The organism is Akkermansia sp. AE01SA01 (genome assembly GCF_036417395.1).
Classification (GTDB): Bacteria; Verrucomicrobiota; Verrucomicrobiia; order Verrucomicrobiales; family Akkermansiaceae; genus Akkermansia.
The window spans coordinates 14,883-41,403 of the sequence record NZ_CP143890.1 but is presented as its reverse complement, the minus strand read 5'-3'; the positions used below and the strand labels follow the sequence as shown (position 1 = coordinate 41,403).

Genomic DNA, 26,521 nt, shown 5'->3' with positions numbered 1-26,521 from the left:
GAACGGCCTTCCCTACCTGGCGGGACCTCCGAGGCCTACTTTCAGGTCAAGAGGCACCTGTACTTCCCTGCCTGTCTTTTTGAAAAGCACCACCTTAAGTTCCGCATCCGCGGAAGGGATGGCATATTCGCACTCAACCGTATAGTCCTCCTGTGCCAGATAGATGTGTTTCGTGCCTCCCTTGGCCTCAAGAGCTGTTCCATCCATTTTCTGAAAGAGAATTCTGCCTACTGGAACGTCCTTGTTTTTCCGGGACAATTTCAAGTTCAATTTGATGGAACCGTCTTTGACAACAGCGTTTTCCACCGTGAGCGCCACATGGCCCGCGGAAGCAGTCGCCCCCTTCTTCATTTCAAGCGCAACAGGTTCCATTCGTTCCTCTCCGTCCAGAACTTGTACGGGCAAGGTTCCCTTGACATGAATCCATTGTGCTTCCGGAGCAGGCGCTTCCCGGGCATTCACGGCGCATCCGCATTGCGGAGGTATGACAACCCCCATGGAATAAACCGGAGCAATAGTTACCTTGCCCAGGTCCTTCCCTGTGGAGTCCTTACAAACAAGGCGCCCATTCTCCCTGCCGGCGACCAGCTGCACCTTTTCCTCGGAAGGCGTCAGGAGCAACCCTACTTCCACACCGGGAAAAGGATCGCTTATAAAAATAAAGCCGGGGGAATTCTGCATATCAAACCTTACCACAACGCCGGAAGGCGCCACTCCAATGGAAACAGGCGCAGCAACGGCAACGGAGGAAGCCAACAACAAAGAGCAAAGGATAGTTCTCACAGGATTGTATCATTAGTCCGTTTTTTCGTGATTTCAACCCGAATCCTCATATTCCCGGTTTCCGGAGCGCGAACCGTGCCGTTTCCGCACAGTCCGCAGCATTTTTCTTCACCAGAGGGATTCCCTTGCCGATTTTCCTGAGATTTGCTAGTCTTCACACAAATTCCGTCCTCATAAAAATCCTTATGAAATCCTTTTTTCCGCTGGTATTTGTCTGCGCCGCACTGGCCAGCCTGTTCTGCTCATGTACGGAACATCTGCTTGCCAAAATACCGAAGACGGAGTTTGCCTCCGAAACCCTGCAACCGTGGAACGCCCCGTTTGAAGGCCTTTGGGTGAATCCGAAAGTCCAGGGAAAAGAAAAGCATTATACACGGCTTTACATTGCCCCAACGACCATAGACTACCTGACGCCGGAAGCGGGCCATCACTGGCACCCGGAAGAGTTTAAAGCCCAGGCCGTGAAACTGGCGGGAGAGTTTGACCGGAAACTCCGGGAAGATCTGGCCGCACAACCAGGACTTCCCATCGCCCTGGCGGACAGCCGTCAAAAAGCCGACCTGGTACTGGAGACGGCCTTTGTCAGCATCAACCGCACCCTGGTGGGCGTCAATCTTCTGTCCCTGGGGTCATCCTTTTTTATTCCAGGGGTTTCCTACGGCCTGGGGTTGATCTCCAAAGGGGACATGGCCATGACGGGCCGTGTAACGGATGCGCGCACCGGAGAACGTCTGGCCGTATTCGGCGACTACCGTTCGGATGAACCGACCGTTTTCGGCAGCGTCAGGGATTACACGATGTACGGCAATCACCGAAAGACGATCGACATGTGGAGTTCCAAGCTGGCGGAATTGATAGCCAAGGGACGCAACGGCAAGGTGGCGCCCGCTTTATGGTTCACGCTGAATCCGTTTTAATGGTTCCGTAGGAAGGCTTTCAAGATTTCCTTACCACGGCGGCCCAGACGGAGGCATTGTCCTGCTGGGGCTCCAGCATATCCTTCACCTGCTCCATGATGGTTTCCACCAGATGCCGGCTGGAACGGTCCCGCGCCGCGTTAAGGGCCAGGAATGAAGGCTCTCTCAACAATTCGGACCAAACCTGCAAGCCATCCGAACAGGCCAGAACGGCATCCCCGGGATGGAGCAGCAGGGGCATCGCGCTGATGTCCACCAGTTCCATGGGGCCGCCCATTACGGCGGAGCGGAGCACGCAGCGCTGCCGCAGGGCACGCTGGAGGGACATTTCCCCCTTCCTGTAAAGGCAGTCCGCAATCGGTCTCATGGAATGGTCTTCATTAAGGCGGTCCATCCGGGCTCCATCCGTGCCGCTCCACAAATAAAGGGGGGAATCCCCCACGCTAATCCACCACAGACAACGGTCCCGGATGAACACGGCCAGCAGGGTGGTTCCGGATTCTTCGGGTTCCTTCTGGGTAGCGGCCAGCGCCTCATTGCCCGCGTGCAGCGCTTCCGCCAAGCGGGCGGGGATGTCCTGCCGGCCACTTTCCACAAACGCGGAGGCAAATGCATCCGCCACCACGCAGGAGGCGCAGGCGCCGCGGAGATGGCCGCCCATGCCGTCGCACACGATTCCCAGCATTCCGCCGTCAACGGAAAGGCTTTTTACCACGTCTTCCTGCTCGCGGCGTTTGCCGATCCATTGAGCGGAAGCGCAGTCCAGGGAATCGGGAGTGCGTCGGGCCATGCGGCATGCGGTAAGGTTAACTGTCCTTCCGCTTCAACTGGGGAAAGAGCAGGACGTCACGAATGGAAGAAGCGCCGGTCAGCATCATGATGACCCGGTCAATGCCGATGCCGATGCCGCCCGCGGAGGGCATTCCGTATTCCAGCGTTTCAATAAAGTCGTAATCCACGCGCTGGGTTTCCCCGGCTGCCTGGTGTTCCAGGCGTTCCTTCTGGACGTCCGGGTCATTGAGCTCGGAATAGCCGGGGGAGATTTCCTGGCCGTTGATCACCAGTTCGTACACGTCCACCACGTCCGGATTTTCCCTGTTGAGCTTGGCCAGGGGCACCAGGTCCTTGGCAACGTGGGTGACAAAGCAGGGGTTCATGGTTTTTTCCTCCACCAGCTTTTCATATACCTGCTGGGAAACGTCCACATCCTTCATGTCCGGGCTGATTTCCACACCCAGTTCCGCACAGCGGGCGCGGCGTTCCTCCGGCGTAATGTCAAACCAGTCCTGGCCGGCTGCGCCGCGGATCAGGTCCTGGTAGTCGGCACGTTTCCACGGGCGCGTGAGGTCAATGGTATAAAGAACGTTGCCCTCCGCATCCTTGTGGTCGATCTGAAGACCGCCGCAGAACGTTTCCGCCAGATGGCAGATGAGTTCTTCTACCATGTCCGCCATGGTTTCAAAGTCTCCGCAGGCACAGTAGGCTTCCAGCATCGTGAATTCCGGATTGTGGCGGCGGTCGATGCCTTCGTTGCGGAAACTGCGGTTGAGTTCAAAAATCTTGGTGAACCCGCCTACCATGAGGCGCTTGAGGAAGAGTTCCGGCGCAATGCGCAACGTCAGCGGCATGTCCAGGGCGTTATGGTACGTTTCAAACGGCTTGGCGGCGGCGCCCCCGGCTACGTCCTGAAGCATGGGGGTTTCCACTTCCAGATAGCCGCGGTCCTGAAGGAAACGGCGGATTTCCGCAATCATCAGGGAACGGGTAACAAACAGGGCGGCGCTTTCCTCATTGGAGATGAGGTCCAGATGCCGCTTGCGGTAGGTAGCTTCCTTGTCCGCCAATCCGTGCCATTTGTCCGGCAGGGGGCGCAGGCTCTTGGAAAGGATGACCAGGCCGGAGACCTTGACGGTAGGCTCTCCGGTACGGGTCAGAAACGTGGTCCCCGTGATGCCGATCCAGTCCCCGCGATCCAGCAGCTTCCACAGGTTCCAGGTAGTTTCGTCTACTTCATTCCGGTGCAGGAAGCCCTGGATTTTGCCGCGCACGTCTCCAATGACGAAGAACTGGGATTTGCCCATGTCCCGAATGGCCAGCAGGCGCCCCGCCACGGCCACCTGCCTGTCTTCCTGAAAGTCGGCCTTCAACTCGGCGGGCGTGGTGGTCGCGTCAAATCTTGCACCATAGGGATCGATTCCCAGCTCGCGGATTTTGGCGAGCTTGTCTCTGCGCACGGCAATGAGTTCGGATTCCGTCGTATTGGGATGTGCCTGCTGTTGTTCGGACATAGTGCGGGGGATTTTAAAGGCTTGGTTCCGTTTTGGCTAGCGGATTGTCAGGCAGAATCCATTTTTGAAGGGTTCTCCTGCGTAAAATGCCGTTCCTCCCTTACATTCTGCAGGGAGGATTCCATTTTCCTCCACCATCCTGCGGCAGAAAGAAGAGCCAGCCTTTCCACATGGGCCGGAGTCCCCGCAAATATCCTGAAATTGCATTTCAGTACACTTCCCCGTTTTTTCAAAAGATAATCTTTTTCTAAGAAAACCAATACCATACGCCGCGAACGGCATTTTTCTCTCTGGTCCGTATCTGGTCTTATTATAAAAAATGAACGACAGGAGAGCACATACACATAATTGCTTTTACCTTTGGAGGGGGACATGTTATAATCAATTCCGTTAAGACGCACCATATTTATCAATTATACTATCCGTGCAGACTTATGAGTGATCAAAAAACCGTAACTTACAGCACGATTGACGCTAACGAAGCCGTAGCCTCTGTAGCCTATCGTTTTTCTGAAGTCATTGCCATTTACCCCATTACCCCGTCTTCTCCGATGGGTGAATCCGCCGAAAGCTGGGCGGCCGCCAACCGGAAGAACCTGTGGGGCACCGTTCCCTCCGTCGTGGAAATGCAAAGTGAAGGCGGCGCCGCAGGCACCGTTCACGGCGCCCTCCAGACCGGTTCCCTGGCGACGACCTTCACCGCATCCCAGGGCCTCCTGCTGATGATTCCGAACATGTTCAAGATTGCCGGGGAACTGACTCCGGCCGTGTTCCATGTGGCGGCACGCTCCCTAGCCTACCAAGCCCTGTCCATCTTTGGCGACCACAGCGACGTGATGAGCGCCCGCTCCTGCGGATGGGCCATGCTTTGCGGTTCCTCCACGCAGGAAGCCGCAGACTTTGCCGCCATTTCCCACGCCGCCACGCTGGAATCCCGCATTCCCTTCATGAATTTCTTCGACGGGTTCCGCACGTCCCATGAAATCGGCAAGATCGCCGATATTTCCGACGACACGCTCAACGCCATGGTGAAGACGGAATGGCTGGATTCCTTCCGCGAACGCGCCCTGACACCGGACGCCCCGGTTCTGCGCGGCACCGCCCAGAATCCGGACGTTTACTTCCAGGGCCGTGAAACGGTCAATACGTTCTATGCCGCTACCCCTGCCATCGTGCAGAAGGCCATGGACAAATTCGCGTCCCTGACGGGCCGCTCCTACCACCTGGTGGACTACACCGGCGCCCCGGACGCTGAAAACGTCATCATCCTGATGGGTTCCGGCGCCGAAGCGGTGGAAGAAACGGTGGAAGCCATGACTGCCCGTGAAAACGCCAAGGTAGGCGTGCTGAAAGTGCGCCTGTTCCGCCCCTTCCCCGCCGCGGAACTCATCAAGACCCTTCCCTCCACGGTCAAAAAGATCGCCGTGCTGGACCGCACGAAGGAACCCGGCGCCCAGGGCGAACCGCTCCACCAGGACGTTATCCAGGCTCTCTTTGACGCCCAGGCCAGCGGAGACCTTGCCTTCACCAATGGCATGCCCACGGTGGTCGGCGGCCGCTACGGCCTGTCCTCCAAGGAATTCACTCCCGCCATGGTCAAGGGTGTCTATGACAACCTGGCCCAGGACAAGCCCAAGAACCACTTCACGATCGGCATTAACGACGACGTGCTGGGCACCAGCCTTCCCTACGACGAAGACTATTCCACGGAAGCGGATGACGTGACGCGCGCCATGTTCTTCGGCCTCGGTTCCGACGGCACCGTGGGCGCCAACAAGGATGCGATCAAGATCATCGGCCAGCACACGGACCTGTATGTTCAGGGCTACTTCGTGTACGACTCCAAGAAGTCCGGCTCCTCCACCATCTCCCACCTGCGCTTCGGCCCGCGCCCGATCAAGTCCACGTACCTGATCACCAAGGCGAACTTCCTGGCCCTGCACCAGCCTTCCCTGCTGAATTTGTTTGACTTCCTGAAGAACGCCGCCAACGGGGCCACTTTCCTGATGAACAGCCCTCATCCGGCGGACAAGCTGTGGGATACCTTGCCGGCCCGCATGCAGCAGCAAATCCTGGACAAGAATATCAAGCTCTACACGATCGACGCCTTCTCCGTGGCCCGCAAGACGGGCATGGGCGGCCGCATCAACATGATCATGCAGACCTGCTTCTTCAAGCTGGCCGGCGTGATTCCCGCAGATGAAGCCATCGGCTACATCAAGAAGGCCATTGCCAAGACCTACGCCAAGAAGGGGCAGGAGGTGGTGGACAAGAACATCGCCGCCGTAGACGCAACGCTGGACAACCTGCACCAGGTGGACATCACCGGCAAGACCGTCAACGGCCACGCCATCCCGGCAGTCATGTCCGCGAACGCTCCGGAATACGTCCAGGACGTTCTGGGCAAAATGATGTGCGGTGAAGGGGACAGCATCCCCGTCAGCCAGATGCCCGTGGACGGCACCTTCCCGAACGGCACCTCCCAGTACGAAAAACGCAACCTCGCCCTGGACCTGCCGGAATGGGACCCCACTCTCTGCATCCAGTGCGGCAAATGCACGGCCGTCTGCCCGCACGCCGCCATCCGCAGCAAGTTCTTCTCCCCGGATGCCCTGGCCGGCGCTCCTGAAGGCTTCGAATGCCTGGACGCCAAACATCCGGACTGGAAGGGTGAAAAATTCGTCATCCAGGTCTCCCCGGACGACTGCACGGGCTGCACGCTCTGCTCCGACGTCTGCCCGGCCAAGAGCAAGACGGACCCGACCCACAAGGCCCTGACGATGGTTCCCAACGAGAAGATCCACGACAAGGAGGAAGCCAACTGGGACTTCTTCATGAGCCTGCCGGACGTGGACCGCACCAAGGTGAAGACGGACAACATCCGCTCCATGCAGGTGCTCCGCCCGCTGTTCGAATTCTCCGGCGCCTGCGCCGGTTGCGGTGAAACCCCATACGTGAAGATGCTCTCCCAGCTCTTCGGCAACCGTCTGGTGGTCGCCAACGCCACGGGCTGCTCCTCCATTTACGGCGGCAACCTGCCCACCACCCCGTGGTCCCACGACGCCGAAGGACGCGGTCCCGCCTGGTCCAACTCCCTGTTTGAAGACAACGCCGAATTCGGCCTTGGCTTCCGCGTCTCCCTGGACAAGCAGATGGAACACGCCATCGAACTCCTCCATGACGCCGCCGGCATCATCGGCCAGGAACTGGTGGACAAAATCCTTGCCAACCCGCAGAAGGACGAAGCCGACATCGCCGAACAGCGCGAAAACGTCGCGGAATTGAAGCAGAGAATCACTGGCAAGCCGGAATGTGCGCGCCTCCTCACTCTTGCGGACAAGCTGGTCCGCAAGAGCGTCTGGATTCTCGGCGGCGACGGCTGGGCTTACGACATCGGTTACGGCGGACTGGACCACATCCTGTCCACCGGCAAGAATGTAAAGGTGCTGGTCATGGACACGGAAGTGTATTCCAACACCGGCGGCCAGTGCTCCAAGTCCACCCCGCGCGCAGCCGTGGCCAAATTCGCCACGACCGGCAAGCATGGCGTGAAGAAGGACCTGGGCCTGATGGCCATGACCTACGGCAACGTGTACGTGGCCTCCGTCGCCCTCGGCGCGAAGGACGAACACACGCTGAAAGCCTTCGTGGAAGCGGAAGCCTACGACGGTCCCGCCCTGATCATTGCCTACTCCCACTGCATTTCCCACGGCATCAACATGGCCAAGGGTCTGCAGCAGCAAAAGGCGTGGGTAGACACGGGCCGCATCCTGCTGTACCGCTACAATCCGGATCTTGCCCTGCAGGGCAAGAATCCGCTGATCGTGGAAGGCAAGGGCCCGAAGGGCGACCTGCGCGACGTCCTGCTCAGCGAAAACCGCTTCAAGCTTCTGGCCAAGACCAACAAGGAAGAATTTGAAAACCTCCTTGACCAGGCCCAGAAAGACGTCTGGCGCCGCTGGAACCTGTACCAGAACATGGCCGCGATGCCCGTTGAAAAACCTGCGGACGCGGAGTAAGGTTATCTTCCTTAATTTCAACGTCCCTGCGCGGTTCTTCCGCCAGGGGCGTTTTTTATTGATTTACGGCTTGTCCGGATGTGAGTTTTCATCAGGGAGCCTTTCTATTTTCCTGCAGGCGCCCTCATGAAGTCTGCACGAGTTTAGAACCGCCATGAGTCCCGGCCAATTTTCCGCTCAACGGCTGGCAGGCAAAAGGGAGTGGCGCTCCGGAACAATCCGGAGTGTCATTTTCTTGGTGATTCGCCAGACGGAAGCGTCCCGGCGAAACCCGCTACTGCCACTTCACAGGCTCATCAAGAATATCGCCGTCCAGCGCATCCTCGCTCGTAAACGTATTTCCGCGATACTGCACGCAGAGCATCACGAGCGGCTCCGAACCATTATTGCGCACGGAACGCTTTCCGGGAGGCGCTACGCGGACAACACTGCCTTCAGATACGGGAAAAACTTTGCCGTCCACCTGGAATTCTCCCCTGCCGCTGAGGAAAAAGTAGAGTTCCTCATGATTCTTGTGCGTATGCAGGAATCCCGTTTCCGTGCCCGGCTGAAAAAGCTGGAAGGAAAAATCCCCCCCGCCTGTATGCAGGGCAGCTCCTCCGAATACTTTGCCCGGAATTCTCACTTCCGGAGAAAGTTCCAGAACATAATCGCCCAATTCATTAAATTTGCCGACACTTGCCGCGCTGAAATTTTCACCGCCGGCTATTTTTTCCATTCGTTTCATTTTATTCCCGTGTTTGTGATTTATTCCCTATCATGCTTGCCTGTCCGGCAAACCTTCCCTACAGTAGGCCTGAATATCCCATCTGTAAAGTAGGCAGAAAATTGTGCTTTAGTTACCAAAAGGGAACTATCGTTTAAAACCAATGACTCGCAAAATGACTCCATGTCCCGTCGAGACGACTCTCCAGCTGATTTCCTCCCGATGGAAAGTGCTGATCATCCGGGATTTGCTGGAAGGAACAAAACGATTCGGAGAACTCCGGAAATCCATCGGTCCCGTAACGCAGAAAGTCCTGACAGCCAATCTGCGGGCCATGGAAGAAGATGGCCTGCTCACCCGCAAGGTTTATGCCGAAGTCCCTCCGCGCGTGGAATATACACTTACGGAACTGGGCTACAGCCTGCATCCCATTCTGGCTTCCATGTCCCGCTGGGGAAAGGCCTATCAGCAAATGGACATCCACCAAGCCCGCTAGACAAAGAATATTCCTGTTTTTACGGCTCTTCCCGGTCCACAGCTCCTTCCGGCTTCATTGAACTTCTTTCAAATATAGTTTCAGCCGGAGATGGAAATAAGGGACAGGCTTTTACTTCTCGGAGATTTTTTACGTGAAGAAGCGCATCCATGGCCCGCACGGCTTCTTTATGGTTCCATTGCCGGGATTGTTCAATGGCAGGACCGGAAACTTTCCTCCATTCTTTTTCCGCCTCTTTTAAAGAAACTTCCCTAAAGCATTTCCAATGGGGAATATCCTGCGTAAGAAGCTCAAACAGGGAAACAACCCAAACTGTTTCAGAAGGTTTGTTTTCTTTCAATTTTTCCTGTTCAGGTGATGCAGGCGATTTTGCCTTTTCTTTTACTATTGTTTCAAACGGATCTTCACCTTCGGCTTTCTGGGAAAGAGGGACCCGGCGTCTGCCTGGGGAAAGGGAGCATGTTTCCTTAATGACGCCCGTAGTTACATAAACGCTTTCCGTCTGCTCCACACCGCTTTTCCAATGGGTTCCATCTTTGGGATCAGTCTCTTCACAGCCACTCCATTCCAATATCCTGCCATACTGTTCCGTTAGTTCCCATTGCTTCCATCCATACGTAAAGCGATACCTGTTAACATGCCTGTCAGGACAAAAATAATAGGCTTCTTCACCGCGGAAAACACTGCCGATTTTCTTCCCGCGCAGGCAGAAGGAAGGAACCGTATAAAGATAGATGCCATCTGCATTACAGATGAAACTTACATGTTCATCCTGCCGTGGAAGAGTTCCAGCTACTTCGGGACTTTGATATAAGAAGACTCTTTCTTTCCCCTTGTCCCCCACAAGATCGATTTCCTGCATAAAAACAAGGCCTCCGTGGGGGCCTTCCGAATTCTTTAATCCAGAATTCCAACCCGTCCAGGATTCAATAAGGTCTCCCTGTCCGGAAACCTGTTTCCGTATGTTCCACTGAAGAAAAGAGGGAAGCTCTGAAAAAGAAAGGGAAAAAACAGGGGGTTCGACCGCCTTTAGCAAGGCGGCCGAACAACATAAAAAGCATACCCCTGTGAGCAAGGTGTTCATAATAAATATTCCAGTCAGAACCCTGTCCGCATAGTCCAAACCGTGATTATTATATCTGGAAATGAACCATTGTCGAGAAACGTTCAGTCACGCGCGATAGTGACCGGCTTTACCGGGATCATAAAGAAAAACAGGAAGAGTATTTGGAGTATTGCCCTCTTTCCATCGGTGATAGAACGATAAAAAAGCCTGTCCGTTGTTTCCGGTAACCGGAAAGACAGGAACAGGCTTTCTATCAAATAAAGATGTGGAAATACGGAATCTATGAAATCATCTAGTGGCTTCTGCCGTCTTCCGGATGATTTTACGGGCCTTGCGCACGTCATCCTCATGGGAATCGCCGCGGCTTCTTTCCACTGTGAAGAGTTTGGAAAGCTCCTCATCCATGCGAGCCACGGCGGCTTTCGCCTTCGGATTCTTCGCGGCGCGGGCGCGCAGGATATTAACCTTTTCAAATTCTTCCAGCCCGTCGCGGAGCTTTTCAAACCGCAGGGAACTGAGGTTGCCGGGATAAACCAGGTAGCAGTCTCCCGCAGGCCAGTTGCCGAAGTCCGTTTTTTCAAACGGATTGCGGTTCCAGGAATTGTAGGCCCACCTCAGAAAACCGTCCAGATGGTTGGCGGCGGCGAAGAGAGGCAGCCATTCCGCCTCCGCCAACGGGGAGATGGTAAAGGTATTTGGCTTTTTGGGATAGACGCAAACATAAAATGTCGTCTTTTTCCCCTCTTTCTTGCGCTGCGCCAGCAGATCGCTCGTGACCGTATCCGCATGGTCAAGCACGGGAGAGACGTCATACACGTGCCGGGTCATGGCGGTAGGCCGGTTGACGGCGGAAACGATTTTGAATTCCGGAGCATACTTGTCCAGCACGTTCTTGGCCGCCTTCACCATGGCGTCCGGCCGTTCATCCAGCCCGATGCAGGTTTTGTCCAGCCAGCCTTTGCTTTTGACGTGCTTGCGGAAATCCGTCAGGAAAGGTCCCCAGATGGCTTCGTAGGAAGGATCGTTCGGCTTGAGGTCCAGGAACTTGTATTTTCCGGTAGCTTCATCCAGATAACGGATTTTCATGTTCCACGGAATCATGGTATAGCAGGATATCTGCCCCTTGATGCCCACCTCGTTGATCATGAAGGAAACCCATTTGTCAAAGTTGGCATAGTTCCAGCGCATGGTTCCGTTTCTGCCCTTGATCCATTCGATCATGGGGGGGAACCAGTCGTAAGTCTGGGCGTTCCAGGCTTCATCAATGAGGGAACAGGTAATGGCCTTCTGCCCGGCGTCCGCCAGCCTTTTCATCACCGGCTTCATCAGCGCGAAATGTTCCGGGGACCACGGCTCCACATCATGCCAGCGGGCCACAGCCTGCGGATGCTGCCAAAGGTCCAGATGAACCTGCCAGTTGGAGGGGGCAGGCAGGAATTCCGGAGCCACTTCCAGAATTACGGGAATGCTCACTGGAGAGCCGCTTTCAGCGGAAACCACTACTTTTCCCTTGTACACGCCGGGTTTGGCAGACGGGGGGATATTGACTTCCACCCAGACGGGCCGGACGCCTCCCGCCTGCAGGTCACAGCCGTTTTCACTACCGATAATATCAGAAATGATCCTGTTGCCGCCCTTGGTATAGCGTATCATGGTGGTCCGGACGGGAATAACCTGCCCGGCAGCGTTTTTTACTCCGGCGCAGGAGGCGGACAACTGGGGCTGCGCCTGGGAAGACCAAACGGCAATTTGTCCGGCGGCACGTTCGCCCCTCCATCCGGACAGGCGCACGGCATCCTGAAGCATTTCCTGCCTGGGAGCGCCGCTCCATGGAATACGGTCATAATCCTTCACCGCGGCGGCCTGCAGATTCAGAGCGGCATCGGGACCGTAACCCTTGATTTCCACCAAATGCCCTCCCTTGTCATTGCCGGCGCTGTTGCCCAGGAAGGTGATTTTGACGTACCGGACCGTCTGGGGATTGAATTTGAAGGGGACGCCTTCCGAAGTGGCTGCAATGCTGTTGGATGACTGGTCTGCCAGCATCTTCCAGTTCTTGCCATCCTCCGAACCTTCTATCTTGTACTTGTAAATGCGTCCCCCTTCCCAATATGGCCAGACATGCAGTGCAGAAAGGGAGCGGGGTTTTCCCATATCTACCTGAAGCCAGACGGGAACACCTTCACAGCCCCAGTATTTGCCGGCGTTGTTCGCCTGGCCGTCCACGGCCAGTTCCGGACGGTCATTGCCGTAATGTCCGGAAGCGGTGACTTTGGCCCCGGCAAACAAATTGCCCGCATCACCCGCCGCTCCAGCGGAAACCAGAGCGGGTTCGTACAGGGGATGCCTGTCCGGCGACTGGGCTTGAACAAAAGACGTTAATGCAATAACGGAGCACAGAGGGAAAAAAAAGTGGCGCATGCGTACATTACGTACCGGAATTCCATTTTCTCTCAAGAAAAAAGAACATCCGCACTATTCCGCCAAGGGTCGCACCGGAATCCCCCTGGAAGCAAAGTAGGTTTTGGCTTCCGGTACCGTATACTCGCCGAAGTGGAAGATGGAGGCCGCCAGCACGGCATCCGCCTTTCCCTCCACCAGCACTTCCACCATGTGGTCCAGATTACCCGCCCCGCCGCTGGCGATTACGGGAATGCGCACCGCCTCGCTGACGGTGCGGGTTAGTTCAATGTCATACCCGGTTTTGGCGCCGTCAGCATCCATGCTGGTAAGCAGGATTTCCCCGGCGCCGCGGCGTTCCGCCTCCATGGCCCATTCCACCGCATCCAGCCCCACGAATCTACGGCCGCCGTGGGTGGAAACGCCCCATTTGCCGGGTGCCTGCCTTTTGGCGTCAATCGCGACGACGATGCACTGGCTGCCGAATGCTGCCGCTCCTTCGTTAATCAAATCCGGACGGTTGATGGCCGCCGTATTCAGGGACACCTTGTCCGCGCCAGCCAGGAGCATTTCCCGCATGTCCTCCACGGAACGGATACCGCCGCCTACCGTCAGCGGCATGAAACAGCATGCAGCCGTGCGGCGCACGACGTCCACCATGGTAGCGCGGCCGTCGGAAGAAGCGGTAATGTCCAGAAAAACGAGCTCGTCCGCCTGCTGGGCGTCGTACGCCCTGGCGCATTCCACCGGGTCCCCGGCATCCCTCAAATTGACGAAATTGGTCCCCTTGACGACCCTGCCGTCCGTCACGTCCAGACACGGAATGATTCTTTTAGCCAGCACGGCCTTATCAAGCCATTCCCGCCAGCAAAGGAAAAGCCTAAAATACGGCTTGATTCAGGATGTTTTCAAAAGGAGGGTATCGTTTTTTCTACCCAAGATCTTTTTCTTCCCTCCATGACAAGTACCTTCATTTTTGTAAAATACACATTGTATTTCAACAAATAATGTTATGTATTGAAGTATTTCCGGATTCTAAATCCGCAAACAATAAGAAAAATTAACAATCAACATATTATATATATTAATCTATTGAAAATAAGATTATTAAATTGTTTCTGGCCTTTTTTAATTTCTCCTTTTTCCAGGATTTCCCGGACTTGTATCAAGTCTAACTCATACTCGTAGGGAACCGAATTTAGAATCCGATAGAGGGATGGGAGCGTTCTCTGCAAACGTTTTTAATTCACACTAGCTTATGCAATGAAGAAAACACTCTCTATGCTGATCATCAGCGCCGCCGCAATTTCCGCCGCACAAGCGGCCGTTACTCTTGTTTCCGGATTTTCCCATTTCGGACAGGGAGAAACCGCAGTTTCCGATCTGGGTTCCAAATCTCTCTCCCTGTCACTTGCCAATGCCACCCGAAACGACGACGGGACTTTTACCACCAACCCTGCGAATAATACGAAAACGATGCTGGACGTATCTTCTCTGGGACTTTCCGGTGCGACCGGAGGCAGCGGGTACACTGTCAACATCAATTTTCAAAAGGCAACGGACCTCAACAATCAGGATTCCCTTTTTTGCGCTTCCATAGGAGAAGCCAACAGCAATTCCCTGATAGGGCGTTACGAAAATGGAGACAAGATTGGCATTGCCAACAACGGCAGCAGTACAGGCCGCCCCGGAAGCGGATTAAGCGGAACAGCCATTGACTTCAACAATCCTTTTTCCCTGACTCTTTCCGTCCAGGCGGAGGGTGCCTACACGCTGTTTATTACACAAAACGGCTTTGCTCAAGCCTTATCCTGGCCCAGCCAAAAACAATCCGGAACTTTGAACACGCTGTACCTCGGCTCCTGGGCTACTCTTCCCGGATACCAGTCTGCCGCAACGATATCCGGCATCAGCTTCTGGGAGGGAGCGGCAACCCAGGACGACCTGGCCGCCATCATCAATGTCCCGGAACCGGCAACCGCCTCCCTGGGCCTTGTGGGACTTGGCGCACTGTTCCTGCACCGCCGGAGGAAATAGGCCACGGCTTTTCCACTCCCTGAAAGCCGCTGACCGTGTTGCGCTGCCAACGGATTTCATTTTTACCCTTCTAACTACAACAACAATGAAACCGACTCCCTTTTGCCGCAGCCTGCTGTACGCCTGTCTGGCGGCGGCTTTAATCAGCGCAGCGGAAGCCAAAACGCTCCAATTATATATCCTGACAGGGCAATCCAATTCCCTGGGAGCCGTCAAGGGTTCCCCGGCGTCCGTAGAGATGCTGGAGCAGTACAAGTCCGACGGAAGCACCAAATTCTGGCACAACAATTTCAACAAAAATACTGGCAATTCCGTGGATTACAATCCTCCACCCTCTTCCTCCTGGGGCTCCGTTGCTCCCCAGGTATGCGGAACGGCCGCCAGTTCTTACAACTGCATGGGGCCGGAGTATGGGTTCGCCGCCGTGATGGAGCGCAAGGGATGGTCCCTGGGCGGACCGTCCTCCGGCAATGCGGACATGGGGATCGTGAAAGCCTCCCTGGACGGAGGAGGCAATTCCTATTGGAACAAGGGTACGAACGCCTACAATGCGGTCGTGGAAACCGTCATGAAGGCCTGTGAAAACGCCCTGGCCAACAACTACGACAAGGTGGAGATCATGGGCGTGATGTACCTGCAGGGGGAATCCAACACAGCCGCCGAAAGCAATAATGTAGCCAATTCCTTGTTAACGTTTCTGGACAATTTGCAAAGGGATGTGGCACAGGAAGGGGTGGATGTCTCCCGGTTGACGGAGCACCAGGCCATACTGGGAGAACAAGCCAAGTGGAATACAACGAATGTCACCAATGCCGAAACGGGAGACGTCACCGGAGGATTCAACGGCAATGAAGGTTCCTCCGGAACGACCCGTGAACAGCAGGAGGCCCTGGCCCGGGCAAACGACCAGATGGGCTGGGTTCCCACACGGGACCTCGCCAAAATCACCTCCGGCGACAGCATGGGCGTTCATTACGACGGAAAGTCCCAGATTACGATCGGAGCCCGGTATGCCTATGAGGCGGCCAGACTGGCCGGCTATGACGTGGGCACGGTCCGTAGCGGAAATTACGACGCCGTCCTTTCCTCCACGGAGGCCTGGATGAACGGCAAATTGCCGATGGACAGCGTGGCCGTCTGGGACGTAGCCTCCTCCGCCAAGGATAATATGGTAAGTTCAGCCGCCGGAATCAACGCCACGCTTTACGGCATCAGGATTGAAGACACATACCTGAATACCATCACCATCCGTGGGGTAGCCGCTGATGGAAGTTCCGCGCCCTCCATGCAGGACGGCCATTTGATCCTGGGAAGCGGCGGCATCGACATCGCCGCCGGAAAAAACCTGACCATCGCCTCCGCACTGGAACTTCAGGGCACCCAGCAGTGGGACATTGCGGGAGGAAGCACCCTGTCCATCCGGGGAAACAGCTCCTCCGGCAACCACCAGCTCACGTTCATCACGGGAACGGGAGATGTCGCCATCCGCAATTCCACGCTGGTGGAAAGCCCTTCCGGCGTAGCACGGGTGGAGGTGAATACTTATCTCAGCGCGACCGCCCCCGCTTTCACGGGCAGCTGGTTCATCGGCCCCGGCGTTGAAATGACGATGAACGGAACCGGTTCCCAGACGGCGGGCTCCGGATGGGGAACCGGAACGGTAACCCTGCAGGGCGCTACCGTTCTTGCCGGCTGGGAAAATGCGGGCAATACATGGAACAACCGTTTTATTTTGGAGGAAGGTACCCTATCCTCTTTCGGCGGATCTTCCAATACCGCCGGGAAGGTTCTTACCCTGGACGGTGAAATTTCTGGAAAAGGGACGCTGGCCAAGACCACGAACAATACGTTGGTGCTGGCCCACGCCAATACGTATGAAGGAGGCACTCAGGTTAACGGAGGCGCGCTGCAACTGGGGAACAAGGGTGCCCTGGGCAATGGAACGGCAGCAGTCAACGTTGGAGGCACGCTGAACCTGAACCATTACAATGTTTCCAACATCATCCGCCTGGCCGGAGGAGAGGTGCTGAACTGGGGAACGGCGGCACGGGTGGAAATCGCCCACCAAGTTGTCTGGGCCAACCAGCATCTGGCAGGAACGCTCACCTTGTCCGACGGTTCCCGCATCCTGGCCGGCAATTCCATGACGGTCAGAACGGGCGACGGTCTGACGGTGGGAAACTTTACCGTGGAACTTTCATCCATGAACCTGGTAGAGGGAGGCGAAGGGCTGGCCGCCATCATCATGACGGGTGGAACCTTGAACCTGCTGAACGGATTGACGCTGGACATCAGCGGAATTGCGAATGCTGCGGATACCATGTCATTCAAGATAATGGACATTTCAGGGGGGACCCTGGAAGGGCTTTCCTCTGCGGAAGATTTTTCCATGGCAGACGCCGCCCATGACTGGAATGTGCTGGATTACGACACTTCCACAGGAATCGTAACGCTTTCCGTTCCCGAGCCGTCTTCAGCCCTGCTGGGACTCCTGGGCATGGCGGCCCTGCTGACCATGCGCCGCCGAGGGTGATTTTTTTCTCCCGGGTATTTATCTGCCCGCGAGTTAACAAAAAAGAATGGATGCCGGCGCTCCAGAACAGTCCCGGATCATGCCGGGAATTTTCCGAGAGGCCTGTCTTTTCCCTTAACCGTATTTACGGCATAAGTTCCGAAATTAACCAAAGGAACCCGGGCGAGGAACGGCAAACGGCTTAAGAGCTTTTCTTTCCATATCCAGGTGGTAGACTCCGCGCAAGGCATTTCACCCATGACAACCACGCGCTCGGGATTCACCAAACTTGCAGCCATCTGCATTGCCATCCTTCTGGGGTCGGTGATCTGGGAATTGGGCTGGCCCTTGGACCGGGCGGAACACGAATGGGCGCGCCTGATTGCCGCCGTAGCCACTTTCGGGCACTTGACGGGCGTCGTGGGTTCCTACCTCCGGAAAGAGATCAACCGGCCGCGGCCGCGGCTGCTTGTTTTCCAGATTGTCAGCTGCCTGCTGATTTTCGCCCTGATCGCGCGGGAACAGCAGGAAGACAATTTCATGCGTTTTACGGAGCTGTCCCGTCTGGTCATCACGGCGGGCCTGATCGCCATTCCCACATTGATGTCCCTGACCAGGATTTTTGAATGGTTGCTGCGCAAGCAGAAACACGGAAGGCCACTAATGGCTCCGGCCATGCAGTTTGTAGCTTCCCTGGGAATAGTCATTCTGGCCGGAACCGGATTGCTTCTGCTTCCCAATTCCACCTATCCCGGCATTACGCTGAGCTTTACGGACGCCCTATTCACCAGCACCAGCGCGGTTTGCGTTACGGGGCTGAACGTAGTTGACTTCGCCAATGTGTTTACACCGCTGGGAGAAATGTTCGTGCTGGCGCTGATCCAGATCGGAGGGTTCGGCATCATGACTTTCGCTTATTTTGTGGCCATGGTGGCCGGCCAGGGCTTTTCCCTGCGCGACCGCGTGTTGCTGACGGACCTGCTGGACGAGGGGAACCTGGGTTCCGTGGTTTCCTTCATCACCACCATCATCGTCAGCACCCTGCTTATCGAATTGTGCGGAGCCGTACTGCTCTATTTTTCCTGGGAGGGAAGGGACATTAACCTGATGGGGGAACCGCTGTGGTGGCATTCCCTTTTCCATTCCGTTTCCGCCTTCTGCAATGCGGGGTTTTCCACGTTCCCGATGAATTTGATGGAACCGGGTATCCGCCTGTGCCACACCGGGCAGGCGGTCATCATGACCCTGATTGTCTGCGGCGGCCTGGGATTCGGCATTTACAAGGAACTCTACGCCCGGCTGGTCAACCGCTTTACGGCCAGACACCGCCGCCTGCGCATGCAATGGACTCCCTATTTCAGGCTGGTGATGATCACCACCGGTATTCTTCTGATCGGAGGAACACTGGCGATTTTCACCGTATCCGCTCCGCATGCCTCCGAACCACTGGCCCAGCATTTCTGGAATTGCCTTTTCGACAGCGTGACGGCGCGCACGGCCGGATTCAACATCAGCGATTACAGCCGCTACCTGCCCGCCGCCAGCCTGATCATGTGCGGGCTGATGGTTGTGGGCGGCAGCCCCGGAGGCACCGCGGGGGGCATGCGCACCACCACCTGCGCCATTGCGGGGGCCGAAATCCTGCGCATTCTCCAAGGCAGGGAGCATGTGGAGTTTTTCCGGCGCCGCATCGACCAGCGGACCGTAGCGCGGTGCGTGATCACCGTGGTGGTGTCCTGCGCGTGGATCGGTTGTTTTACCATTCTGATCTGCAGCCTGGAGCCAGCTCTGAGCTCCCTGGATATCTTCTTTGAAAATTGCAGCGCTTTTGCTACGGTAGGCGTGTCGCGGGGCATCACGCCCCATCTGGGCGACCCTTCCAAATACCTGCTTATCATCAACATGCTCGCCGGCCGCGTGGGGCTTTTCGCCTTCCTCATCGCCCTGGCTGGCACCCCCACCCCGCGGCATTACCGCTATCCATCCGTCAAAATCCCGCTAACCTGAATATACCGTTATGAGATACACCGTTATCGGCCTGGGCCAGTTTGGACAGGAACTCTGCACAGAGCTTTCCGCCCGCAATATTGAAGTGGTGGCCGTCGCCTCCTCCGATGAAGAACTGGAGCAGGTCAAGGACCTGGTGACTTACGCCGTGGTGACGGATTATACCAATCCGGCCGCCCTGCGGGAACTGGAGCTGGACGACCAGTCCGCCGTGATTGTGGCCATCGGGGACAGTTTTGAAGAAAACCTTCTTGTCGTGACTCACCTCCAGAAAATGGGCGTGCGCTACATTTACGCACGCGTGATGAGCCCGGTGCACGAACATATTCTGAGCCAGATGAACGTTTACGCGCTCATCAACCTGTCGCGCGTGGCGTCCAAGCAGCTCGCCAGCCAGCTGGAGTCCCCCGAATTTCTGCGCGTTTCCCCCATGGATGAAAACCACAGCATTGTGGAAATAGCCGTGCCGCGCATCTGGGTGGGCAAGCAGCTCCGCGACGTGGGCCTGCGCACGGAACACCACCTCAATCTGCTCACCGTACGCCGCGGGGAGGCCCAAACGCCCCAGGGACGCCGTGAAATCCTTTCCATCCCGCGCATTCCCGTGATCGGCACCCCATCCCCGGACCTCGTGTTCGAGGACCACGACATTCTCGTGCTGTTCGGCAAGGAAACGAACCTGATCGAATTCGCCCAGCTGTCCAAGGGACTGTAGTCCGGAAACATTTTCCATGGACAGGGGACCACGGCTCAAGCCGGAACCCGCATTTTTTATTGAAACTGCCGCAAGGAATGGAGAATAAGATTCTCCCGAATTATTTGCCGTCTTTTTCCGAATGGCAAATTTCTTAAAAATCATGTATCCCTGCGGATTGGTATGAGTGGAAATCCAGCATATCCTCCCGCCTTCAGTAAAAGACTACGGCCAGCGGAGGAGGCAGGTTTAAATAAATTCCGGCAACCAGACAGAGGAAGGATGAACAGTTAACAGATAAAAGCAAGGGATTATTTTCCCGATGCTTCCATGCCCATAGGAGAGAAAGAATTTCTAAAAATCCCTGAATCATCCACAAAAAATACTGAACGTCAATCCATTGCTTTAAATTCTCAGCTTTCGTAATGTTTCAAATTTATTTCGTCTCATCAGCCCCGTTACAATAAGACGGCATTTTTTCCATCTGCCAGATTCGTATTGTATTCATTCAAATAAAAAACAGGATTTTTTATTGAGTGAATTAATGAACCATATTCGGAGACAATAATTCAATTCTTGTATTTCCTCCGTTTTGTGATCTACAAGTCTGGCAAGATTTTTAATTAAATCAGTAAAATAATGGTATGAGAAAAAAATACGGCTAATGGTAAAAAATCTCTTCAATTTCTACCTAATATTTAATTCTTCAAAAGCGGTTCCCAGGCGCTTTTCAGAGATACGGCCCTTGACGGAGACGGCAGGCGCGAAGACGGCCAGGCGGTATTCTTCCAGCAGGTAGCCGTACTGCGTCCAGCGCGGGTCTCCGGAATGTTCCGGCAGGGCCTGATGCCAGGGAAGATATACGCGTTCAAAGAGGTCGAGACGTTCGAGTTCTCTGGCAAGAGGCTGCTGGCCGATACGCCTGATGCGCTCCGCGATGCCCTGCATGTACCGCTTCAGGTCCGGCAGGCGCTCCGCTCCATGCGCCCACAGGAAACGGGGGCGGAGCAACCAGTCAAGCTGGCTCTGGAGATCAGCCGTGATGCGCTCCGTATGGCGCACTCCGTGTTGTGCGGCCATGAAGTCTCTGGCAGCATGTTCCGTAGCCGCCACCAGTTCCCATATCTCTGCTACATGATGCGCGGCGTCAAAGAGGTTCTGGCGCAGGTTCATTTCCGCAGCAGCAAATTGTTCCGCCGTGCGCGGCAAGGGGCGCCCCATGGCCATCTCCGCGGAAACGTCCACCAAGTCGTCCGCATTGGTGGACGGCACCTGCCCGAGCGTATGTAGGGAGAGTTTCCCTTCCAGCCTCAGAGGAAATTTCTTGCGGAGATGGTTGAGCTGGTCCGTCTGGCGCAAGCGCATGAAGCGCAAACACCCTTTCCGGTGGGATTCCGCCGCGCGCAATTCATCCTCAAAAACACGGACGCCCACAGATCCGTCTTCATCCACCAGGGCCACATAACCCGGCCTTCCCGCCACATTCACCGTACGCTCCAAATTTCCGCAGGTCCATTCCTTCATGCCGGTCACAGATACGATATCCGCTGCTGTTTCCTTGAACCGACGGGAGAGTTTTTTACCCAGGCGGCTATTTAGTTCCGCAATGTCCGTACCCATGGCAAGCTCTTCGCCTTCATCGTCGCATACCCAGACTTTTGTAACCAGTTCCGCCGGAATACGTTTCATATCAAAGAAGGATGGAGCACAGAACCTCCCTGTTTCCGCTTCCACAAATTCCGCCAGTTTCCGCGCCAGCGGGCCGTCCGGTTCCAGTCCATGCCGCAGCTCAGCAAAGTAGGCGGCTTTCTGGCTGATGGGCTGGAGAAAGACGCGCAGATCTTTGGGAAGAGTGCGCAGCAGGCATTCCGCCCTTTGGGCCAAATGGCCCGGCACTCCCCACTCCGGCAGCCATTCCGGCACGTCTGGAAGCTGGTCGATGTGGACTCCCAAAGTTACGCCGTCATCTTCCGCGCCGGGGTCATTCTGGTAATAGACGGCGTATTCCGCACCGTTGCAGGAAATTTCATCCGGGAAACCGGCCAGCAGGTCCTTCCCCCAGAATTCATACATGGCTTCCTCCGCCGGAACATGCAGGGATTCGGGGTTGTTTTTTTCCATGCCTGCGGCCCACCGCAAAAAGGCCTTCGCCGTGCAGCAGTCCTGCGGAACAAGGCCGTTGAAGAATTGAAAAACGCCTTCCTCGCACCAGACCTGGTCCGGACGGCGTAGTTTAAGCTCTATCTGGCGCACTTCCTCGCGGAGCGATTCCAAATGCCGGATGCAGGCGGCCTTCGTGCGGAAGCCACCACCAAGCAGTCCTTCGCGGATCATGATTTCCCGCGCATGGGCGGGATTGATGCGTCCGTAATGAACACGCCTGTTGTCAATGATACGCAGGCCGCCGCATACCACGCGCTCCACCGCGTAAACCGCACCCTGTTCCTTGTCCCACCGCGCTCCGGAGTAATGGGATTCACAGAGATGGGGAGCCACCTGCTCCACCCACTCCGGTTCCAGCCGGGCGGCGCGGCGCATCCACAGGCGGGTGGTGTCCACCAGTTCCACGCCCATGACCCATTCGCTCCGCTTCTTGCGGCGGAACAGGCCGGAGCCGGGAAAAATGCCGAAGGAACGCCCCCCCGCGCCGCGGTATTCCCGGCTGTCCGCATCCCAGAGGCCGAACTGGCGCGGCACGCCGGCCAAAATGCTCCGGTGGATCATGGCAAAGGAGGCTTGGCGGTCCGTTTCCTGTTCCAGAGGGGATATTTTACACCTCAAGGTTTCCTTCACCAGCCGGGAGAGGTCCTCCCACAGGTTGAACCATTCCATCATGCGGTTGAAGTTGAGGAAGTTTTTTCCGCACCATTTGCGGAGCTGGTTTTTACGCCAACGCCGCCCTTCCCTGAATTGCCACGCATCTTTCCACAGCTTGAGCAGGGACAGGAAGTCACTGTCTTCGTCCTTCCATTGCGCATGAGCCTGATCCGCCTTCTGGGCGGCGTCCGACGGACGCTCACGGGGATCCATGATGCCCAGACCGGCCACGATGACAAGCATTTCAGGCAGGGCCTGTTCATGCTGCGCTTCCAGCAGCATACGGCCCAGCCGCGGATCAATGGGCAGCCGAGCCAGTTTTTTGCCCACGGATGTAAGTTGCCGGGCCTTGCCCAAGGCTCCTATTTCCCGCAGGGTACGGTAGCCTTCCGTCACCAGTTTGGAGGAAGGAGGGTCCGGCAGCGGGAATTCCGGCATTTCCGGCAGGCCCAGGTCTTTCATCCTGAGCAGAGCTCCGGCCAGGGCGCTGCGTTTGATTTCCGGGTCCGTAAAGTCGGGGCGGTCTTCCCACTCCTCTTCACTGTACAGGCGTATGCAGACGCCTTCGCACACGCGTCCGCAGCGTCCCGCACGCTGGCGAGCACTGGCCTTGGAGACGGGTTCTATCTGGAGCCGCTGCACCTGGCGAGCCGGACTGTAGCGGCTGATACGCGCCAGGCCGGAGTCGATAACGTAAATGATGCCGGGAATGGTCAGGGACGTTTCAGCCACATTCGTGGCAAGCACGATGCGTCTGGACCCCTGCTCCGGATGGAAGATTCTTTGCTGGTCCGCCAGGCCCAGCCTTGCGAACAGGGGCAGGATGCGCGTGTTCCTCAACTGGCGGCCTTCCAGTTTTTCCGCCACTTCCCGTATTTCCCGTTCGCCGGGAAGAAAGACAAGCACATCCCCGCGGTCGTCCAGGCCATCCAGCCAGTCCACGGCCCGCGCCACATGGGCGGCCAGTTCCTCGTCTTCATGCAGAGGCGGCAAATAGTGCAGGTCCACCGGGTAGGTACGCCCTTCCACCTGCACGATGGGCGCGCCGTTGAAGAATTCGGAGAATCCCCCCGCGTCCAGCGTAGCGGAGCTGATCACCAGCTTCAGGTCCGGCCGCCTGTCCAGCAGGAGCTTGAGATATCCAAGCAGAAAATCGATGTTCAGGCTGCGTTCGTGAGCCTCGTCCAGAATCAGGGTATGGTACTGGCGCAAGTCCGGATCATGCTGAGTTTCCGCCAGCAGGATGCCGTCCGTCATGAATTTCAAACGCGTATCCGGTCCCGCCTTTTCTTCAAACCGCACCTGGTACCCCACCAGACCGCCCAATTCGCAGCCCAGTTCTTCCGCCACACGGCGGGAGACGGAAGCCGCGGCGAGCCTTCTGGGCTGGGTGCAGCCCACTCTGCCCGGTCTGTCTCCGGCAAGTTCCATGGCCATTTTGGGAAGCTGGGTGGTTTTGCCGGAACCCGTTTCCCCGACCACCACCATGACCTGATGCTCCCGCAGGGCCGCCAGAATGTCATCCCGGCGGCGGGAGATGGGAAGGTCAGGATAAGTGATGTTCATGGAAGGAAGGGAGAAAAAAACCCTGCAAGACCGTCCTGCAGGGTTTGATGGAAAAGCCGGAAAGGTTTCTTACTGCCGGGGTTTGGGAAGTGCGATGCGGCCGCTGCGCGTCAGCATTTGCACGTTGTAATCTTCAATAAGGGACAGGAAGCGGTCGATTTTATGCTCGCCGCCCGTAACCTCGATGGTCAGGGCGTCTTTGGTGACGTCCACAATGGAGGCGCCCAGTATCTGGCAGAATTCAATGACTTCATGCCGCGTGGCGGAATCCACGCCGATGCGGGTCAATACCGTCTCCCGGTACACGTTGTCCGTGTTGCGGAAATCCACCACTTCCACCGTGTTGACGAGTTTTTCCAAGTGCTTGATGATCTGGTCCAGGACGTCTTCCTTTTCACGTACGACGATGGTCATCCGTGAAAAGCGCGGGTCCTGGCTAGGGGCAACGTTCAACGAATGAATATTGTAGCCCCGTCCACTGAACAAACCGGCAATGCGGGCAAGCACGCCGAATTTGTTTTCAACAAGTACGGAGATGGTATGACGAGTCATAAGTTTAATTTCTTAAAGGTGATATATTATATGCGTTTTTATCTGGCAGTCAAGCCTGTGCCGGGGAATGCCGCAAAATGCGACGGCAGAGGAAGCGCTCCGCAGGAAACTGCGGCAGCGGAATTCAAAGTTCCCTCGGCAGGATGGCATTGCTTTTCGTAGCCGTGGGAATGCGGGGAAGCAGGGTTTTTTCCGAAACCGGGCGGGCATCCACCTTCACGTTGAACTGCTGTCCGTCACGGGAAACGGTCAGCAGGGCGGGCCCCTCCCGCAACGCTTTGACCAGTGCTTCCATGGTACTGACGCTCTGGTGGTTCACTGCAAAGACCATGTCCCCCGTCTGGAGGATCTGGCCCACGGATTTTTTCGGGTTCACCTGAATGACCAGCAGCCCCCGTGCGCCAATGGATTGTTCTTCCGCCGTGAGTTCGCGCAAGTGCATGCCTACACCTTCCATGAAGTCCGCCCACGGAGAGGGGGCATTTTGCAGAATGCTGTCACCAACTTTCAGGGTAAGATTCATTTTTTGCCCCTTTCTCCAGATTTTCAACCGGAATTTGTCGCCAATGGAAAGGTTTTCTATGCGGTCAAGCACATCTTGAACGTTCAGAATGGGAACTTCATTGAAATTGAGCATGACGTCTCCCGTCCGGAGACCGGCCTGTTCAGCCGGGGAGCCGGATTTGACCATGTTCACGACAGCGCCCGTGGCTTCATGATAGTCCAGAAAACTGCGGAGAGGGGGCGTATTGGGTACGATGTCCAGTCCCAGATACCCCCTCATGGGACGGCCATGCACGCAGATTTGCTGGAAAGAGTGCTGGACGAGATTGGAAGGAATGGCAAAGCCGATGCCCGTATAACTTTTTTCCGTATTGGGGAGAATCGATTTGTTGATGCCGATGATTTCCCCGCGAATGTTGATGAGAGGCCCGCCGGAATTGCCGGGAAAGATGCTGGCATCCGTCTGAATCAGATCCAGGCCGGAATCCATCAGCTTGCGTTCCCGGGCGCTGATGATGCCGCGCGAGACCGTCGTGCCCAGTCCGTAGGGGTTGCCGCAGGCCAGAACGATCATTCCGGGAGCCACTTTGTCGCTGTTGCCGAAGGGAAGAGGATTGAAGGTCGTCTGGTTGTCCGGCTTGTCCACCTTCAGCACGGCGATATCCAGTTCCGGGTCTACTCCCACCAGATGCACGGAGACGCTCCTTCCGTCGCTCAGGGTGACCCTCAGGGCATGCTTGTTCTGGATGACATGGTAGGCGGTGATGATGTGCCCTTCCTTGGTGACAATGACTCCGGAACCCAGGCCGTGCACCGCCAGCCTTTTTTCAATGACGGACTGTCCGTCTTCCGAAGGCTGGGTGACATTGGTTACGCCCGTGGTGTCTATGCTGACCAGAACCCGCTCCACGAGCTGCGCCACCTTTGAGTATTCCTCATTGAGCTGATGAAGAGTGGGAATGTCCGTGTCCTTCAACTCGGATTCCTGAGCGGTGGTGAACACTTCCGACCTGAAGGAAATATTCCTTTCCGTAACGCGGCTTTCCCACCTCCAATAAGCCACGGCGACAACGGTCATCATAACCGTCATCATGATGACAAGTAGAGTCCGTGTCCAGATGTTCGATCTCATGAAAATGCCCTGCCGTGGTGATGAT

General features: G+C 56.2%; 18 protein-coding genes. 7 read left to right on the top strand and 11 right to left on the bottom strand.

Translation table 11 applies throughout. From position 1 onward, the window contains the following. Window positions 1-12: 12 nt before the first annotated feature. Window positions 13-681, bottom strand: coding sequence for a hypothetical protein (locus tag V3C19_RS00140; protein WP_130084047.1), 669 nt, complete (start codon window positions 679-681; stop codon window positions 13-15). 287 nt (window positions 682-968) lie between these two features. Here V3C19_RS00140 and V3C19_RS00135 point away from each other — a divergent pair, with 287 nt between their 5' ends. Then, window positions 969-1,700 (top strand): DUF3313 family protein, encoded by a 732-nt coding sequence (locus V3C19_RS00135; protein WP_130084046.1) that lies wholly within the window; start codon window positions 969-971, stop codon window positions 1,698-1,700. 19 nt (window positions 1,701-1,719) lie between these two features. On the opposite strand, the gene V3C19_RS00130 is transcribed toward V3C19_RS00135, so the two are convergent. The 3 genes from V3C19_RS00130 to V3C19_RS00120 are packed head-to-tail and all read right to left on the bottom strand — an operon-like array spanning window position 1,720 to window position 4,362. Then, window positions 1,720-2,490 carry a protein phosphatase 2C domain-containing protein gene (locus tag V3C19_RS00130; protein ID WP_130084045.1) on the bottom strand — a complete coding sequence of 257 codons (771 nt, stop codon included), beginning with the start codon at window positions 2,488-2,490 and terminating at the stop codon, window positions 1,720-1,722. Window positions 2,491-2,506: 16 nt separating this feature from the next. Beyond that, window positions 2,507-3,988, bottom strand: coding sequence for a lysine--tRNA ligase (gene lysS / locus V3C19_RS00125; protein ID WP_130084044.1), 1,482 nt, complete (start codon window positions 3,986-3,988; stop codon window positions 2,507-2,509). A gap of 47 nt (window positions 3,989-4,035) precedes the next feature. After that, a complete protein-coding gene (locus tag V3C19_RS00120) occupies window positions 4,036-4,362 on the bottom strand; it encodes a hypothetical protein (protein WP_295876219.1) in 327 nt (108 codons plus the stop codon). 60 nt (window positions 4,363-4,422) lie between these two features. Here V3C19_RS00120 and nifJ point away from each other — a divergent pair, with 60 nt between their 5' ends. Next, window positions 4,423-8,007 (top strand): pyruvate:ferredoxin (flavodoxin) oxidoreductase, encoded by a 3,585-nt coding sequence (nifJ, locus tag V3C19_RS00115; RefSeq protein ID WP_295932134.1) that lies wholly within the window; start codon window positions 4,423-4,425, stop codon window positions 8,005-8,007. Between the two features lie 274 nt (window positions 8,008-8,281). Here the strand turns inward: nifJ and V3C19_RS00110 are convergent, their stop codons facing one another. Beyond that, window positions 8,282-8,734 carry a cupin domain-containing protein gene (locus V3C19_RS00110; RefSeq protein WP_130084041.1) on the bottom strand — a complete coding sequence of 151 codons (453 nt, stop codon included), beginning with the start codon at window positions 8,732-8,734 and terminating at the stop codon, window positions 8,282-8,284. Between the two features lie 142 nt (window positions 8,735-8,876). On the opposite strand from V3C19_RS00110, the gene V3C19_RS00105 reads away from it, so the two are divergent. Beyond that, on the top strand, window positions 8,877-9,209 hold the full coding sequence (locus tag V3C19_RS00105; RefSeq protein ID WP_130084040.1) for a helix-turn-helix domain-containing protein: 333 nt from the start codon (window positions 8,877-8,879) through the stop codon (window positions 9,207-9,209). A 19-nt stretch (window positions 9,210-9,228) separates the two neighbouring features. Here the strand turns inward: V3C19_RS00105 and V3C19_RS00100 are convergent, their stop codons facing one another. From V3C19_RS00100 to hisF, 3 genes are all read right to left on the bottom strand, one after another. Beyond that, the gene (locus tag V3C19_RS00100) at window positions 9,229-10,293 is read right to left on the bottom strand and encodes a hypothetical protein (protein WP_130084039.1); all 1,065 of its coding nucleotides are present in this window, start codon (window positions 10,291-10,293) and stop codon (window positions 9,229-9,231) included. Window positions 10,294-10,563: 270 nt separating this feature from the next. Then, a complete protein-coding gene (locus V3C19_RS00095) occupies window positions 10,564-12,696 on the bottom strand; it encodes a glycoside hydrolase domain-containing protein (protein ID WP_130084038.1) in 2,133 nt (710 codons plus the stop codon). A 54-nt stretch (window positions 12,697-12,750) separates the two neighbouring features. Beyond that, the gene (gene hisF, locus V3C19_RS00090) at window positions 12,751-13,518 is read right to left on the bottom strand and encodes an imidazole glycerol phosphate synthase subunit HisF (RefSeq protein WP_130084037.1); all 768 of its coding nucleotides are present in this window, start codon (window positions 13,516-13,518) and stop codon (window positions 12,751-12,753) included. A gap of 420 nt (window positions 13,519-13,938) precedes the next feature. On the opposite strand from hisF, the gene V3C19_RS00085 reads away from it, so the two are divergent. The 4 genes from V3C19_RS00085 to V3C19_RS00070 all read left to right on the top strand — a co-directional run bounded on the left by V3C19_RS00085 (window position 13,939) and on the right by V3C19_RS00070 (window position 19,946). Next, window positions 13,939-14,712 carry a PEP-CTERM sorting domain-containing protein gene (locus V3C19_RS00085; RefSeq protein ID WP_130084036.1) on the top strand — a complete coding sequence of 258 codons (774 nt, stop codon included), beginning with the start codon at window positions 13,939-13,941 and terminating at the stop codon, window positions 14,710-14,712. Between the two features lie 85 nt (window positions 14,713-14,797). Further along, window positions 14,798-17,245, top strand: a complete 2,448-nt coding sequence (locus V3C19_RS00080) for a sialate O-acetylesterase (protein ID WP_295932139.1) — start codon at window positions 14,798-14,800, stop codon at window positions 17,243-17,245. Between the two features lie 237 nt (window positions 17,246-17,482). After that, entirely contained in the window at window positions 17,483-19,231 is a 1,749-nt protein-coding gene (locus tag V3C19_RS00075) for a potassium transporter TrkG (protein ID WP_295932142.1), read from the top strand. Window positions 19,232-19,241: 10 nt separating this feature from the next. Continuing rightward, window positions 19,242-19,946, top strand: a complete 705-nt coding sequence (locus V3C19_RS00070) for a TrkA family potassium uptake protein (RefSeq protein WP_067569558.1) — start codon at window positions 19,242-19,244, stop codon at window positions 19,944-19,946. A 666-nt stretch (window positions 19,947-20,612) separates the two neighbouring features. Here V3C19_RS00070 and hrpA read toward each other — a convergent pair. The 3 genes from hrpA to V3C19_RS00055 all read right to left on the bottom strand — a co-directional run bounded on the left by hrpA (window position 20,613) and on the right by V3C19_RS00055 (window position 26,457). After that, entirely contained in the window at window positions 20,613-24,308 is a 3,696-nt protein-coding gene (hrpA, locus tag V3C19_RS00065) for an ATP-dependent RNA helicase HrpA (protein WP_295932145.1), read from the bottom strand. A gap of 69 nt (window positions 24,309-24,377) precedes the next feature. Continuing rightward, window positions 24,378-24,860 carry an acetolactate synthase small subunit gene (gene ilvN, locus V3C19_RS00060; RefSeq protein WP_067569564.1) on the bottom strand — a complete coding sequence of 161 codons (483 nt, stop codon included), beginning with the start codon at window positions 24,858-24,860 and terminating at the stop codon, window positions 24,378-24,380. A 124-nt stretch (window positions 24,861-24,984) separates the two neighbouring features. After that, window positions 24,985-26,457 (bottom strand): trypsin-like peptidase domain-containing protein, encoded by a 1,473-nt coding sequence (locus V3C19_RS00055; RefSeq protein WP_161981654.1) that lies wholly within the window; start codon window positions 26,455-26,457, stop codon window positions 24,985-24,987. Window positions 26,458-26,521: the final 64 nt, after the last annotated feature.

Bases quoted from the DNA above. Each gene is read 5' to 3' on its own strand.
- V3C19_RS00110 (WP_130084041.1), bottom strand. From the start codon at position 8,734: ATGAAACGAATGGAAAAAATAGCCGGCGGTGAAAATTTCAGCGCGGCA.
- V3C19_RS00080 (WP_295932139.1), top strand. From the start codon at position 14,798: ATGAAACCGACTCCCTTTTGCCGCAGCCTGCTGTACGCCTGTCTGGCG.
- ilvN (WP_067569564.1), bottom strand. From the start codon at position 24,860: ATGACTCGTCATACCATCTCCGTACTTGTTGAAAACAAATTCGGCGTG.
- nifJ (WP_295932134.1), top strand. From the start codon at position 4,423: ATGAGTGATCAAAAAACCGTAACTTACAGCACGATTGACGCTAACGAA.
- V3C19_RS00055 (WP_161981654.1), bottom strand. From the start codon at position 26,457: ATGATGACGGTTATGATGACCGTTGTCGCCGTGGCTTATTGGAGGTGG.
- V3C19_RS00070 (WP_067569558.1), top strand. From the start codon at position 19,242: ATGAGATACACCGTTATCGGCCTGGGCCAGTTTGGACAGGAACTCTGC.
- hrpA (WP_295932145.1), bottom strand. From the start codon at position 24,308: ATGAACATCACTTATCCTGACCTTCCCATCTCCCGCCGCCGGGATGAC.
- V3C19_RS00140 (WP_130084047.1), bottom strand. From the start codon at position 681: ATGCAGAATTCCCCCGGCTTTATTTTTATAAGCGATCCTTTTCCCGGT.
- V3C19_RS00130 (WP_130084045.1), bottom strand. From the start codon at position 2,490: ATGGCCCGACGCACTCCCGATTCCCTGGACTGCGCTTCCGCTCAATGG.
- lysS (WP_130084044.1), bottom strand. From the start codon at position 3,988: ATGTCCGAACAACAGCAGGCACATCCCAATACGACGGAATCCGAACTC.
- V3C19_RS00075 (WP_295932142.1), top strand. From the start codon at position 17,483: ATGACAACCACGCGCTCGGGATTCACCAAACTTGCAGCCATCTGCATT.
- V3C19_RS00120 (WP_295876219.1), bottom strand. From the start codon at position 4,362: ATGTCCCCCTCCAAAGGTAAAAGCAATTATGTGTATGTGCTCTCCTGT.
- V3C19_RS00085 (WP_130084036.1), top strand. From the start codon at position 13,939: ATGAAGAAAACACTCTCTATGCTGATCATCAGCGCCGCCGCAATTTCC.
- V3C19_RS00105 (WP_130084040.1), top strand. From the start codon at position 8,877: ATGACTCGCAAAATGACTCCATGTCCCGTCGAGACGACTCTCCAGCTG.
- V3C19_RS00100 (WP_130084039.1), bottom strand. From the start codon at position 10,293: ATGAACACCTTGCTCACAGGGGTATGCTTTTTATGTTGTTCGGCCGCC.
- V3C19_RS00095 (WP_130084038.1), bottom strand. From the start codon at position 12,696: ATGCGCCACTTTTTTTTCCCTCTGTGCTCCGTTATTGCATTAACGTCT.
- V3C19_RS00135 (WP_130084046.1), top strand. From the start codon at position 969: ATGAAATCCTTTTTTCCGCTGGTATTTGTCTGCGCCGCACTGGCCAGC.